At 38.6% G+C, this 14,781-nt stretch carries 13 protein-coding genes; 5 read left to right on the forward strand and 8 right to left on the reverse strand.

Annotation, left to right across the window (positions count from 1 at the left end; all coding sequences use genetic code 11):
• Positions 1–173: 173 nt before the first annotated feature.
• Positions 174–1,445 carry a fumarylacetoacetase gene (fahA, locus tag B2906_RS07275; RefSeq protein WP_219958231.1) on the forward strand — a complete coding sequence of 424 codons (1,272 nt, stop codon included), beginning with the start codon at positions 174–176 and terminating at the stop codon, positions 1,443–1,445.
• A 58-nt stretch (positions 1,446–1,503) separates the two neighbouring features.
• Here the strand turns inward: fahA and B2906_RS07280 are convergent, their stop codons facing one another.
• Entirely contained in the window at positions 1,504–2,919 is a 1,416-nt protein-coding gene (locus B2906_RS07280; RefSeq protein WP_219958232.1) for an alanine/glycine:cation symporter family protein, read from the reverse strand.
• A 499-nt stretch (positions 2,920–3,418) separates the two neighbouring features.
• Here B2906_RS07280 and B2906_RS07285 point away from each other — a divergent pair, with 499 nt between their 5' ends.
• A complete protein-coding gene (locus tag B2906_RS07285) occupies positions 3,419–4,084 on the forward strand; it encodes an FAD-binding oxidoreductase (protein ID WP_219958233.1) in 666 nt (221 codons plus the stop codon).
• A 67-nt stretch (positions 4,085–4,151) separates the two neighbouring features.
• Here B2906_RS07285 and B2906_RS07290 read toward each other — a convergent pair whose 3' ends face one another.
• From B2906_RS07290 to B2906_RS07315, 6 genes are all read right to left on the reverse strand, one after another.
• Positions 4,152–5,060 (reverse strand): sugar phosphate isomerase/epimerase family protein, encoded by a 909-nt coding sequence (locus B2906_RS07290; RefSeq protein ID WP_219958234.1) that lies wholly within the window; start codon positions 5,058–5,060, stop codon positions 4,152–4,154.
• A gap of 119 nt (positions 5,061–5,179) precedes the next feature.
• Entirely contained in the window at positions 5,180–6,424 is a 1,245-nt protein-coding gene (locus tag B2906_RS07295; RefSeq protein WP_219958235.1) for a hypothetical protein, read from the reverse strand.
• 32 nt (positions 6,425–6,456) lie between these two features.
• Positions 6,457–6,771: a hypothetical protein gene (locus B2906_RS07300; protein WP_144607230.1), complete on the reverse strand. Its 315-nt coding sequence runs from the start codon at positions 6,769–6,771 to the stop codon at positions 6,457–6,459.
• A gap of 51 nt (positions 6,772–6,822) precedes the next feature.
• Positions 6,823–7,116 carry a winged helix-turn-helix domain-containing protein gene (locus tag B2906_RS07305; RefSeq protein WP_175557915.1) on the reverse strand — a complete coding sequence of 98 codons (294 nt, stop codon included), beginning with the start codon at positions 7,114–7,116 and terminating at the stop codon, positions 6,823–6,825.
• A 1-nt stretch (position 7,117) separates the two neighbouring features.
• Complete coding sequence (locus tag B2906_RS07310) at positions 7,118–7,732, reverse strand: hypothetical protein (RefSeq protein ID WP_219958236.1); 615 nt, start codon at positions 7,730–7,732, stop codon at positions 7,118–7,120.
• An 83-nt stretch (positions 7,733–7,815) separates the two neighbouring features.
• Positions 7,816–8,754 (reverse strand): nucleoside hydrolase, encoded by a 939-nt coding sequence (locus tag B2906_RS07315; protein WP_219958237.1) that lies wholly within the window; start codon positions 8,752–8,754, stop codon positions 7,816–7,818.
• 163 nt (positions 8,755–8,917) lie between these two features.
• On the opposite strand from B2906_RS07315, the gene B2906_RS07320 reads away from it, so the two are divergent.
• Together B2906_RS07320 and B2906_RS07325 are read left to right on the forward strand one after the other, a co-directional pair.
• Positions 8,918–9,793, forward strand: a complete 876-nt coding sequence (locus B2906_RS07320; protein WP_219958238.1) for a carbon-nitrogen hydrolase — start codon at positions 8,918–8,920, stop codon at positions 9,791–9,793.
• Between the two features lie 2 nt (positions 9,794–9,795).
• Positions 9,796–10,869 (forward strand): agmatine deiminase family protein, encoded by a 1,074-nt coding sequence (locus B2906_RS07325; RefSeq protein ID WP_219958239.1) that lies wholly within the window; start codon positions 9,796–9,798, stop codon positions 10,867–10,869.
• Positions 10,870–10,913: 44 nt separating this feature from the next.
• Here the strand turns inward: B2906_RS07325 and B2906_RS07330 are convergent, their stop codons facing one another.
• Positions 10,914–12,110 (reverse strand): phage scaffolding protein, encoded by a 1,197-nt coding sequence (locus B2906_RS07330; RefSeq protein WP_219958240.1) that lies wholly within the window; start codon positions 12,108–12,110, stop codon positions 10,914–10,916.
• 376 nt (positions 12,111–12,486) lie between these two features.
• Between B2906_RS07330 and B2906_RS07335 the strand changes: the two genes are divergently transcribed.
• Positions 12,487–14,745 carry a glycine-rich domain-containing protein gene (locus B2906_RS07335; RefSeq protein WP_286936652.1) on the forward strand — a complete coding sequence of 753 codons (2,259 nt, stop codon included), beginning with the start codon at positions 12,487–12,489 and terminating at the stop codon, positions 14,743–14,745.
• Positions 14,746–14,781: the final 36 nt, after the last annotated feature.

Raw genomic sequence — 14,781 nt, forward strand, 5'->3', positions numbered from 1 at the left:
CTCATTTTTCAATAGGAAAGTGATAAATGGCAGAAGTAGGAAATTATTTCAAATTTTATTTTCTGCTCAGAGGCTTGATATGATGGATTTTATGAGCTAAGTCAAATCCTCTTCTTTATTATTCCTTTTCATTTCCTCATTAAAGAGTAAATTTGCAGTTCAAAGATTTTGTCATGAGCGATACAACGATGAATCCCCTTAGTACTTGGGTTGAGGTGCCGAAAAATTCTGATTTTACTATTTACAATCTCCCTTTTGGAGTATTTAAAAATAAAAGATTGTCTCCAAGGATTGGAATTGCAATCGGAGACAAAATAGTTGATTTGAGTGTGCTGGATCAGGAGGGTTTTTTCTCAGACATGTTCCTTCCTGAAGGTATTTTCCTCAATGAGGCGTTGAATGAGCTGATTTCATTAGGAAAAACTCAAACTAAGAAAATTAGAGAAAGAGTACAGGAACTACTACTTGCTGATAATGAGAAGCTTCGTGATCATTCGATCCGAGGAAAAGTAATGGTGAATAGAAAAGAGGCTGAAATGCTTCTTCCTGTCAAAATCGGTGATTATACAGATTTTTATAGCTCCAAGGAGCATGCAACCAATGTGGGTAAAATGTTCCGGGACCCTGAGAATGCCCTGTTGCCCAACTGGAAGCATTTGCCTGTAGGATACCATGGAAGGGCTTCTTCCATTATTCCTTCCGGAGTGCCTATCATCAGACCCAAAGGACAGTTCAAAGACCCAGACATGGATGTGCCAGGCTTTGGGCCATCCAGAAGATTGGACTTCGAATTAGAATTAGCTTTTATCACAGGGAAACCTACCAAACTCGGGGATTCTATCAGCACTGAAGAAGCCGAGGATTACATATTTGGATTTGTCCTATTTAATGATTGGTCTGCAAGAGATATTCAGGCATGGGAATACGTTCCTTTGGGACCCTTTTTAGGGAAAAGTTTTGCCTCTTCCATATCTCCTTGGGTAGTTACATTAGAAGCATTGGAGCATTTTAGAACAGCTGGTCCAAAACAAGAGCCTGAGGTTTTACCTTATTTGCAGTGCACCAGTAATCACAGTTTTGATTTGCAATTGGAAGCGTATATTCAGCCTGAAAATGTAAAGCAGGCTACTAAGGTTTGTACTTCCAATTTCAAATATATGTATTGGAATGTAGCTCAGCAGTTAGCCCATCATACTGTAAATGGATGTAATATCAATGTTGGAGATATGATGGCGTCTGGAACGATTTCAGGCCCCACAGAGGATTCATTTGGTTCTATGTTGGAGTTGAGCTGGAAAGGAACCAAGCCTGTGAAATTAGATTCCGGCGAGGAGAGAAAATTCATAGAAGACGGGGATACCGTTATCATGAAGGGCTTTGCTGAAAAAGATGGAATCCGTGTTGGCTTCGGTGAAGTTAGAGCCAGCGTATTGCCTGCGAAATAGTTTTGATTGATGTAAATAAATAAGGGGAGCAGATTTCGATTTGCTCCCCTTTTTACTTTTAGTTTTTGCTGTAATGTTTTTTCATTCCTTCGAAATCATAATCCGGATCTTCCCCGGCATCTTTCTTTTTCTTATAATCTTTCAAGGCTTCCAAAGCAGGTTTTCTCAATAGTAGAATAGCAATAATATTCAACCATGCCATTAATCCTACACCGATATCTCCAAATGTCCAAGCTACTTGCGCCGTACGTATAGCGCCATAAAAAGTAGCGATAATGATTAATATTCTCAAAACATGAATTGGCCATTTTTGAGTATCATTCTTTTGCAGATAGCTCAAATTCGTCTCAGCGATATAGTAATAGGCCATGATGGTAGTAAAGGAGAAAAACATCAAAGCAACCGCTACGAAACCTGCTCCAATGGTGGGGAAGTGAACAGCAATCGCATTTTGGGTAAACTCAGGTCCTATCGCAATCCCGGGAAGGTTTTCTACCAAGAAGCCTCCATCAGGGTGCAGTACATTAAACTGACCGGTAAATAAGATCATACAGGCTGTTGCAGTACAAACAAATAAAGTATCAATGTAAACCGAAAAGGCTTGTACCAAACCTTGCTTTGCCGGATGACTAACTTCCGCAGCCGAAGCAGCGTGGGGTGCAGTACCTTGACCTGCTTCGTTTGAATAAATTCCTCTTTTTACTCCCCAAGCAATTGCCGAACCAAAAACTGCTGAATAAGCTGCTTCTTGGTTAAAAGCAGAGCTTACGATCAATTTCAGAACGGTTGGAACTTCAGTGATATTGATTCCAATGATTATAATTGCCAACAATACGTAGCCCATTGCCATGAAAGGAACAAGAATTTCAGCAACCTTACCGATTCTTTTGATACCCCCGAAAATTACCATAGCAAGAAATAGGCAAACAACTCCTCCTGTATATTCAACAGGAACATCAAAGGCATTATTGACGCTAAGTGCAATACTATTACTCTGAACTCCTGGTAGCAAAAATGACATACTGATAATAGTCACGAAGGCGAATAACATGGCGTACCACTTGATGCCAAGTCCCTTTTCTATATAGTAAGCAGGTCCACCTCTGTATTCACCGCCTTTAACTTCCTTGAAAATCTGCCCTAATGTGGCCTCGATGTAAGCTGATGCAGAACCTAAAAATGCGATAATCCACATCCAAAATATTGCTCCTGGTCCTCCAAGCCCAATGGCTGTGGCAACCCCTGCAATGTTTCCCGTACCAATTCTACCGGAAAGAGCTAGCGCAAAGGCCTGGAAGGAGGAAACGCCTTTTTTGGAGGATTTTCCAGAGAAAAGCAAATGAATCATTTCCCTGAAATATCTGATTTGTACAAAACCTGTTCTCACAGAAAAGTAAATACCTGCTCCCAGACAGAGAACAATGAGTGCATTACTCCAGATTAGATCATTTAAGGTGTATATAATTTGTTCCATTGATGGTTTTTTGGTGAAAATAAAGTCTAAGAATGACCAGCCAGAAAGGCTTGATTCAAATCCATAAAAGCCAAAGATAAGGCCTTTGGCATAGGATGCCCATTAATTTCAGATAAACGGGAAATCGAATTAGATTCAAGAAAGTAATTTACTTCCAAAATGATAGCTTAAAGATTATTGGAAATGAGATGCTTAGATCTCACAATTACTCCTCTATAATTAACCCAAGACTGGAGGAATCGTTTGGATAAATTGAATTTTACAGGAATTGCCATTGGAGTTCTTAGGATATTTCTTTCATGTATCTGCAATAAGAAAAGTCAATTCGGGAAACAAAGAGCTGAATTTCCGTTTATATACTTAAGAGTAAATTATTTATTTTAATCTAGCTGCTACTCCGGATCAATTTTGGATCAAGAAATCCTCTCATTGAAGTTTACTACTCAGTTTAACTTCTAATAAGTTCGGGAACAGTAGCGGTCTATTTAATCATCATTTTATGGCACACATTGTTAAGATTTTAGATTTATTATCCCTCACCCATGATGTCAAACAGTTTAAAGTTGAGAAACCCGAGGGTTATTCATTCATTCCTGGTCAAGCCACTGAGGTAGCAATTAACAAGGAGGGATGGAAACAAGAAAAAAGACCCTTCACTTTTACCTCTTTACCTGAGGATGATCATCTTGAATTTGTAATCAAATCATACAGAGACCACGATGGAGTAACCAATCATCTGGATGGAGTTATCCCCGGGGATGAGTTGATTATTGATGATTCATGGGGTGCAATTCAATACAAAGGAAAAGGAGTTTTCATTGCTGGAGGAGCTGGAGTCACTCCTTTCATCGCCATTTTGAAGCATTTGAAAAGTAAGGGGGAGTTGGAAGGAAACAAGCTCTTTTTTGCAAACAAAACCAGAAAGGATGTGATTTTGGAAAGCTATTTTCATGAAATATTAGGAGAGGACTTTGTTTCCATTTTGGATAAAGAAAAACTTGATGGACATGAACATGGGAGAATTGATATGGAGTTTTTGAAAAAGCATTTAGTGGATTTTTCTCAGGAATTTTATGTCTGCGGACCACCTCCCATGATTGAGTCTGTCAGCACAAATTTGAAGCAATTGGGTGCAAATCCGGAGGGAATTACTTTTGAAGAGTAGAAAAAGGAAGTATTCAAAAAAAAACGCCAACTCGAAAAAGTTGGCGTTTTTTTATGGTTTTTAGAAATTATTGAAAACCTATTTCTTTCAATCCGCTGTGGCTAATTTTGATAGCTTCCATTGGATCCAAACCAAAGGTTTGATCTTGTTCCACTAGGTAATAAACCATGCCGGACTTTTCTTTTTGTGCTAATATTTTTCCGAAGTCAATTGATCCAGTTCCAACTGGCGCAAACTGTCCTTCTGCGTTCATGTCCTTTACATGCCAAGCCTTGAAACGGCCTGGATATTTTTCAAAATACGCCAAAGGATCTGCTCCGGCTTTCGTAACCCAGAAAAGGTCCATTTGATAATTGACATGTGCTGGATCCGTATTTTCCAAAATGTAGTCAGTGAGGATAGTGCCATCTGCCATAGGCTTAAACTCAAAGTCGTGATTGTGGTATAAAAGTTTTAAGCCTGCATTAGAGCATTTTTCGCCGATAGTTTTCAAGATGGATACCAACTCTTCTTTAGTGCCCTTCATTCCCATTCCTTCAGGACCAAAGGTGAACATACCCATAGGTGGAACAGGGATGACGAAATACTCGAATCCTGCTGCTTTACTTGCGGCTATTTGTTCATCAGCATTTTCTAAAGTAACTCCGCCCATGTGTGTACTTTTTGGGGTTAGGCCTAAAGATTCTACATAAGCTTTAAAATCTGCTGGGTCCATTCCATAGAATTTGCCATCAGCATATCCAGCTGCCTCGATATATGCATATCCTGCATCAGCTACAGCCTGAAGTGTGGCCTTGGGATCACTGGCCATCGAGTCACGGACCGTGTAAAGTGCTAAACCTCCAAATCTTTCTGTTTCGCTCGTGTTTTCTTCACTCATTTCAGTGCTTTCTTCATTGCTATTTGATCCACAGGAAATTACTCCTATACTCAATAGGATAAGCATTGCCATGTGGAAAATGGATTGTTTTTTCATCTGTTTTTTTGTTAAAAGGTTAGAGCTTTTCTTTGGGTTTTGAAACTGTTAAGATACCTATTTGAGTTAAATTCTAAATCATTCCCTGAAATCAATTCCTTGAATGGCTTAAATGCGGATTATTCAAAGCCGAACACCAAAGGAAATAAGAAGACTACGATAAAGGCCCAAACCACATAGATGGGAAGGTACTGGACTATTGCTATTCCTACTTTTTGAAGCGTAGTTTTTCTATTGACTGATTGAAATAGGAGGGCTGTGACCCACATAAGATGCCCGAGTATCAAAATATTTCCACCTAAAACTGCGGTTCGGTTGGGAGTAAATCCCCATTCTGAAATTCTGAAAATAATGGCAGAAAGAGCAATTCCGTTCACTAGAATAGTGGCTATAGCCAGTAAGAATAAGATCCAGGTAGTCCAATTTCTTTCTTTTTGATGAAAATGTTCGGCAACAGAAAAGAAAATCAAAGCCATCACACCAATGAGGAGCAAGTTGAATGTCAATAGAAATTCCCTGTCGTTATAAGGGTCTTTTCCTGAAATTAGAATTGCGCTTAAATAGGCTATTAACATCAATAAAACCAATGGACTAAATAGCTTCGCAACGATAGGGGAGACCTTATCTACTAATTGAGGATTATTTTTATTGATCAAAGTAGCCAAAAGTGGAATGGCCGGTAAGCCAAAAACAGCGATGTATTCGAAGTAAAATTTTTCAATGCTGATACCAATCAAGCTGAATAGGCCTAAAGTCATTCCAGTCATCAGCATTCCCGCTATTCCCAATAATACACTAAGAACCGCCACATCTCCATTAAATCTCAAAAAAGCCAACTTTTGGAGGTTAGGATGAAGGCTGTTTCCGGTAAAAGCATAGCCTAACATTCCCCATAAAATAAAAGGAAGATGTAAACAGGCTAAAATTAAAGTATCGCTGGAATTCGAATTTGGAAGGAAGTTGATGTAAACAGCTAATAGCACTGAAATGGAAATAAGAATCCCTTTGCTTGCATTGCTCATTTCGTTCTTCCAAACAAAGAAAGCAGTCAGGAAGGGAAAAATGATAAAGCCAATATTTCTTGGGAAAAAAAAGTCTTCAGAGATATTGAAAAGAGCGGGGAATTTTGCGATCAATCCGGCCAAGAGTATACAAATCATGATAAATTTGATTTCATCTTTGCTTCCCCAGGAAATGGATTCTGTTTCATAATTCAATCGCTGGTTCCAAAACTCTCCCAGTTCTGTTTGTAAATTTTTGGGATACAATTCATTGAAATCTCGTTTGAATTGGGATTTGTTGGCCCGGTACAGTTTTTCAAGTTCCAAGGCGTTTTGACTGTTTTTTAGAATTTGTTCTTTCATAGTGAATTGAGGTAAGGGGTAGAGAAGTATTTTTAATTCCAATGACCGGTGAAATTGAAGGCAATGACTGAGCTAATCCAAATAGATACAAAGTAGATGATGGTGCTAAAAACTACAGCGGCAAATTTTTTCCAACCTTCTGAGAACCAAATGAAACTGCATAAATAAAAGAAAATTCCGCCCAATGCGGCGCCCATTGGGATGATTGAAAGAGGAAGGAACATCCAAGTTTCAAAAACATCCTCCTTCGTCAGAATAATGAACAAAAGAATAGAAAATGGAATACTGGCTCCGATTCCGGCTGCAAGAGCAATTAGTTTGCTATTAATCTGCGATAAACGTACCATATTATTTGAGTTGAAAGTACTTTGTAATTCAAAGTAGATGAATAAATTTTTTTAGCTTTTATTTTCTTTGATTAAATTTTCAAGGAAGGTTAAATGAAACTGAAAGGCTTTTTTTCCCTCTTCGGTTGCGGCATAAGTAGTCAAAGGCTTTCTTCCAACAAAGGATTTTTTCACTTCGATAAATTCATTTTTCTCCAATTGTTTGAGATGTGTTGCTAAGTTTCCATCAGTCACATCCAATAGTTCTTTGAAGGAATTGAAATCAAATTCTTCATTGGCCATCAGGATGGACATGATCCTCAGCCGGATCACATTTTCAAATGCTTTATCGTATTTTCCTTTCACCTCAACCGTCGTATTTTACATACATGATCGCACCATAAATGATGTGCAAAACCCCAAATCCCAATGCCCATAGCACAAGCCCATATTCTGGAAAGAATGTGGCTATCAATCCTAAAATCAGTTGACAATAACTCAAATATTTGATCTCATTTAGGGTAAAGTTGGAGGCGTTGAAAAGTCCCAATCCATAAAAAATTAAAGTGATAGCTGCGACTAAATGCTCTTGTCCTTGCGCATATAGGCCTATACAAAGAAGGCCTCCTATGATTACTGGAATAAATAAAGCCCTCATGAACCTTCTGCTTGCTGGAGCCCAAAGACTTACTTTTGTTTTCTTACTTTTTTTTCTGCTTAGCAGCCAAGCTGTAAACACAGAAAGTAATAAGACGGAAAGTCCCGTGATCATCACATTGCTGATGACATATTCGGGATTTGTTAGGGAAAGGGCTTTTCCATAAGGAGGCTTGGGATAATAAATCAGGCTGTAAGCAATGCCAGAGCCTATCAGGGCATACACACCTGCTAAAATCCCCGACAATCCACTCAAGGAAAGAAAACGACTGCTTCTTTCCATGATGGATTTTATTTCAGCTAATTCATCTTGTGCATTTCTCATTTTAAAAGTACTTTGAAACACAAAGTAAATTAAAAAAATAAATAACTCCTACGATTGGTAGGAGTTATTTTTATCAATGGGGCTTATTCAGATTTTTGATGGAAGGTAGTTTTCATGGTTTTCCAAAAATCATCTTCCATGGCTTGAGCATCGATGGAAGTGTGAACCTTTACGATTCGCTGAGTATTTTCGGGAGGAGTCGTAAATTCTTCCACTTTGGACCATTCAGGATTTATTAAAGCCTGAATAATTGCCAAATCCCACATGATCCAGGTTTTCTTTTCAGGATCATTTCTGGTCCACCATCTTTTATGATTGTCCCATCTAGCGATTAAATAATCTCCCAATTCAGATTTACCCTTTAATTCTTCGTCGGCTTTGGTTTTAGCCAGCTTGAGATGTTGGCTACTGGTAGCTGACATGATGGTCAAGTCAAGATTGGGTGTGTCGAATAATACGTTAACAGCAACCTTGTCATTTCTGGAATTAAACTCGTTTTTATCAAAAGTATTAGCTTCCGGGTCATGCCAAATTCCCAGATAGTGAACTCTGATCAAAGGAATGATACTTGGATCCTGCACAATTGCAGAAGCCACATTGGTACAAGGACCTAAAATGACCAAATCTAGCTTTTGTCCATTTTTCATTTTTTTGGCTTCCTGGATAATGAAGTTGGAAGCCGGAGAAACTTGTGGTTCTGTAGGGGAGGTCATCGGGAAATTCGCTCCTACTGGTAGAGGAATGTCAGTTCGATTGGATAATTGAGCCAATCGCTCATTGATAATCTGACTTTCCATCACAGAGGTATCTGTTGCAATGGGCGAAGTGTGAAACTGTGCCGAAGTGATCGCTCTGATGTCCAGTTTGTCAGAAGCCATAGCTTGTACTAAGGCATAGAGATCGTCAATTTCATTGGCAGTATCTGCGTCAATGATAACAGTAACTTTTTTGTCTGCTTGGCTCGTAGTTGAATGAAAGCCCTGAAAAAGCAGAAAAAACGGGATAAGGAATTGTAAAATCATAGTATACAAACGTAAAGAAAATAATCTTTGGATTTAAAAAAGCTCCAATAATTAAGGTATATGTTAAGGTTACTCCAATTCTTTTACTTCAAGTGCACACTATTTGCCATTCCCTTCCATCTCCCGTACATTTGCTTATTGATTCAATCAAACTCATATAGACGTGTCTGATAAAAAAGTAAAGGTAGGTCTGGTTCAGCTGAGTTGCTCAGGGGACGTGACCGAAAACATGAATAAAACCATAAAAGGAGTCCGTGAGGCAGCTCAAAAAGGAGCTGAGGTAGTGGTGCTTCAAGAACTTTTTAGATCGCTCTACTTCTGTGATGTGGAGGATTATGAAAACTTTAAACTGGCGGAGGCTATTCCAGGTCCTTCCACCGAAAGCCTAGGTTCTTTAGCCAAGGAATTAGGAGTAGTGATAGTAGCTTCTCTTTTTGAAAAAAGAGCAGAGGGACTTTATCACAATACAACCGCTGTATTGGATGCAGATGGAACTTATCTAGGGAAATATAGAAAAATGCATATTCCAGATGATCCTGGATATTTTGAAAAGTTTTATTTCACTCCAGGTGATTTGGGCTATAAGGTTTTCCCAACCAAGTTTGGAAATATAGGCGTATTGATCTGCTGGGATCAGTGGTATCCTGAAGCAGCAAGAATTACAGCTTTGAAGGGAGCCGATTTCTTGGTGTATCCTACAGCTATAGGCTGGCACAAGGATCAGGATGGCTTGACTAATGATGAGCAGTATGGCGCTTGGCAAACTATACAGCGTTCCCATGCTGTTGCAAATGGCATTCCGGTAGTTTCTGTAAATAGAACAGGTGTAGAAGGAGATATGCAGTTCTGGGGAGGTTCTTTTGTGTCAAATGCTTTTGGGCGAGTGACTTACAAAGCACCACATTTGGAAGAGGAAGTGCATGTAGAGGAATTGGATTTAACCGGTTCTGATAGATATAGAACCCACTGGCCTTTCTTGAGAGATCGTAGAATTGACAGTTACCAGCAGATTACCAAGCGCTACATAGACGAAGAATAAGCATGGCAGATATTTTTGAACTTGCCCGAACTGGAGGAGCCACTCCTGCAGAACTGGGATATTATTTCCCCGCAGAGTTTGCCCCTCATCGAGCTATGTGGTTAAGCTGGCCCCATAAGGAGGATTCCTGGCCGGGAAAAATTCATACGATATATCCAAAATATGCCCAGTTTATCAAGGAGGTAGCTAAGGGAGAAAAAATTCATATCAATGTACTGGATGATGGGATGAGGCAGTTTGCCATCGATCAATTAAATCAGGCAGGAGTGGACATGAACCAAATTAATTTCCACTTATTCCCTACGAATGATGCTTGGTGCAGAGATCATGGTCCGGCATTTTTGATCAACCCCAACGCTGATCAAAAGAAAGTTTTGGTCAAATGGGATTACAATGCTTGGGGAGAAAAGTACCCTCCTCATGACTTGGATAATCAAATTCCTTTTCGAATTGCTGAGTATTTGAATATTCCTTGTTTCCAACCCGGAATTGTAATGGAAGGTGGTTCTGTAGAGTTTAATGGGAAAGGAACTTTGTTAACATCCAAAGCCTGCCTTCTGAATAAAAACCGAAACCCGCATCTCAATCAGGCTCAGATCGAAAAGTACCTTTGCGATTACTATGGTGTAAATCATATCCTTTGGGTAGGTGATGGGATCATAGGGGATGACACTGACGGCCATATCGATGACATTACCAGATTCGTCAATGAAGACACCGTTGTGACAGTGATTGAAGAGCATAAGGGGGATGACAACTATGATATTTTACAGGAGAATTTGCATTTGCTGAAAAAAATGCGCCTGGAAAATGATAAGCAACTGAATATTATAGAGCTCCCTATGCCTAAAGCTGTGATTTGGGAAGGACAGCGTTTACCGGCATCTTATGCCAACTTTTACATTGGAAATGCAGCCGTAGTGGTTCCCACTTTCAGAGATGAGAATGATCAGAAAGCATTAGATATTTTGAAAGAATGCTTTCCGGATAGAAAAGTCATCGGAATAGATTCTACTGATATCATTTGGGGCTTGGGCTCCTTTCACTGCCTGAGTCAGCAAGAACCCGAGGTTTAAAAATCTATATTAAAAAGGAGAGCCAAATAAGCGGCTCTCCTTTTTTATTGCCTTTCTATGTACATCACCGCTGAATCTTCTATGTATCTGGCAGGATTAAAGGAAGAGTAAAACTTATTTTTAAGATTATTCAATGGATTGTTTAAAGCAGTAATTTTAGCAGTGAATTCAACCGGAAATTTGGTAGCGTCTGAGTACAGTCTTATCAAATGTTCATATTGCTCAATATTAGCTTGCATTCTGGTGGTGAGTTGACCAAATCTCAATCTTAGGGATTGCACTTTGTACATATAGGTCTCGACTTGACCCAGCCATTTACCTCGGGTCTCGGGTGATTTTTCCAACAAAGCAATTTTCTCTGAAATAGCTTTTCTGCATTCATTCTTGAAAAATTCCCGATCAGCATCCAAAGTTGCATTGAGATATCTGTTCTGATACCTGTTTTTATCAATGCCAAAATAGGCCATCTGTTCCTCTAAAAGCTGGGTGTTTTCTTTCTGAAGTTGCTCCAACTCCTTATTGATCAACACCCATTCGTGATCAATGATGGATTTTTGCTGTTCAAATTGACTGGTCACTGTCAAAATCCTTAGCATCTCAGGAGATCTTTCATACAATTCCTTTTCTTTTTTGCTCAAGTTTCCCACTAAGCTGGTGACACCCGAAATCGCAGTATTGACCATGGTTCCGTAAAGAGGAACTGCCGCAGAAGCAGTTGAAATCAAACTGATGGAATTTTGAAGGACTCCCACCATGGCATCATTTTGACCTTCTTTGGCATACCATTTATCGAATTCATTTTTCCAGCTAGTAAAGGATTTGTATTGCTGGATTTTCCCAATATTTCCCAATTGATCAAAAAATGACTGGGAAGTTAAAAATAGCTCTACTGGCTGTATATCTCTTTGGATACTCAAGAGCTCGGTAAACGCCAACTGTCCATTGAGATTGATTTTGGTTTTTGGAGCCTCTTCCAATATTTTCAATCTATTATCAAGGGCTAATTGAAGTTTTTCCAAATCGAAAATTTTGTCCTTATCAGAGGCGTTTTTGCTGTCTGCTGCTGCAATTTTTTCAGTCAGTTTGTTGACAAGCTCTTCGTTGGTTTTGAGCTTTTCATTGAGCTCTTTCAGTTGGTTGTCTCTATCAGTTTTGATTTGTTCAGAGATTTCTGTTTGGGCAAAACTTATTTGTGAAAAGGCTAGAAGAGTCAGAATTACAAGGAAATTGAATTTCTTCATGGGGATGATCAGCTGGTTGATAGATGGGATCCTCATCTAGAAATAAAGTAGATCCAGATGCGAATCGAGAACATCACGGAAAAAGCAATTCAAAGGTTTTTAAAATTTAATAAGATTTTTAGGTCTAAAATTCCCTGTATTTTAGTGTTATAAAATTGAAGTTTATAAATAAAAAATACCCTGCTAGATTCAACTAGATCAATTTTTTATACTTAAGGAAAATTTCATATTAATAAAATTGTATTAATTATATGCTTTTATGAATTTTATTTTTACGATAAGATTTAGATTTTCTAAGATTAAAATAATCTAATATTGAAATTTGGATATATAAATGATCTGATATAAATTTCCTTGTTTTTCAATAAAAATTGAGATGCTATTTAAACAAGATAAATTTATATATGCACTTACAATACTGCTATTAATCATTTTTATTTCAGATAGTATTTATGCTCAGTGCAATTCTTGTGATGTAATAATTGATGGAAATAATGCTCCTTCTGGTACTATTCAAAATGGATCTTTGGTTTGTATTAGGGGTGACAGAACATCCAATATAAGTTTTAATAATAGAAATAATATTTCAATCTGTATTGAAGATGGTGCTTCTTGGAATGGCGCTTACAGCCAACTTTCAGGATTAGCTTCTCTTTCTAACTATGGAAATTTGTCAATTTCAAATTCCCCAAATGGTAATTGGAGCATATTCAATTATGGCGTATTGAATTGGAATTCAACTATATCTTCAAATAAATCTATTTACAACTATGGAGAATTGAATTTTGGGAGTGGACTGGTTGTGAGCTCAGCGGCGACACTAATTTCAAATGGAACTGTGAATTTTTCAGGCCTCACTACATTTAATAGTAACTCCATCATCAAACTGATTGGCATGTCTAATTTTTCAGGCTCAGTTATTTTGAATTCAAATACAATTGTTGAAATGGCTGGATATTTAGCCATTTCAGGGACACTTCAACTTAATTCCAATAGTCAGATAAGATCGTTAAATAATAATGTTTGCAATAGTTTAAATGTTGGGGGTACAATTACCAATTTAGGAACTATTTCTGGCAGTGGCTTACAGATTCCCAATTCCCCTCTGTATGTAAATAAGGCACCTGTTGGAAATGGATTATCTGATGGTGCGACTGTTGGAAGTTGTCCTACTGCATCTTGTGTAGAAATGATTGAAATTACGACCTCAACAGGCTTTGATAGAGTCTATATTTTCAGTTGTACTGATAATTTGATATTACCAGAATTATTGCCTGATGAACAAATTATTGATGTTTCAGCTACCCTTGTTGGTGGTGCAGGTGGAGGAGGGTTTGGTGAAGCTGCCGGCGGCGGTGGCTCAGGTGGTATAACTTCTAGCAATGCAATTTCACTTCTGGTTGGTAGAAGATATCCTGTTGCTGTAGGTCCTGGAGGGTTTGGTTCTACACAGAATAATTCCCCTGGAAGAGATGGTCTAGAGTCTTCATTTTTTGGATTAATCTCTAACGGAGGAGGAGGAGGAGGCTCTCAATCTTCCTCCGCAAGAGATGGTAGAAATGGAGGCAGTGGAGGTGGAGGAGGCGCCAACAACAATCCAGGAAATGGATCAGGAAATGGGGGAGCAGTAATCGCTGGTAACTTAGGTAACCAAGGTGGAAATGGGAGACGTCAAAATAACAATCAACTAAATGGAGGAGGTGGAGGCGGTGCTGCTACTCCAGGTGAAGAAGGAAGGAATAATAATCCCGGGAGTGGTGGGAATGGAATTTCTTTACCAATACTAAACGGTGTTTCCGGTGTTCTAAATGCCTTCGCAGGAGGTGGAGGTTCAACTGGGAGAAATCCAGCTCAACAATATGGTAAAGGTACTGGAGGGGTATTTCAGTCTACAAAGCTTGGAGGAGATGGAGATCACCTAAATCCCGGTGATTCGAATTCTGACGGTATTGGTGGGGCTGGTCTTCCTTTCACGGGATCTGGAGGTGGAGCTGGAAGCGTGCGTGGAGGAGCTGGATCTGCTGGTAAAGTGATTATTAGGGTTTCATATAGGATTCTCTCGGTTGATTTAAGCGGGATACAGGTGTCTTGGAACAAAGAGCAAAATAGTGCTGAATTAAGATGGTCTATCTCAGGATTGAATGAGGATATTACCATGGTGGTGCAGAGAGGTCTTAATCAAATAAAATCCTGGGAGAATCTTGATAGCCTTGTGGTTCAGTCTGGAAAAGAGGGTTTAATGAATTTTAAATTTTATGATGATAAGTTATATAATGAAGAAGGTTATGCATTCTATAGAATAAAGCTTTACAATAAGGATAAATTCGAAGGGTATAGTAATACCGTTTCGCTCAAATTAGAACCTCCAAAGTTAGATGCAAATTGGCGAGTATTTCCAAATCCTGTTGGGAATTCCGATCTACAAATTACTTATAGAGGAGACGAAAATAAATTGAAGGATGGCGTGATAGTATTAATGTCAGATTATTCTGGCAGAATAAAAAGTTCTCAATTTTTCAATATAGAGGATATCAAAAATTGGTTAAATGAAAATTTAATCCAATCTGGACAAGGAATCTATTTACTAAAGATTCAGTCTGCCCAATTCACTGAAACATTCAAAATTTTTAAATAAAAATAAACCCTTCTGAAATTTTAATCAGAAGGGTTA

This window comes from Algoriphagus sp. UBA3586 (assembly GCF_002376385.1).
Taxonomy (GTDB): domain Bacteria; phylum Bacteroidota; class Bacteroidia; order Cytophagales; family Cyclobacteriaceae; genus Algoriphagus; species Algoriphagus ornithinivorans.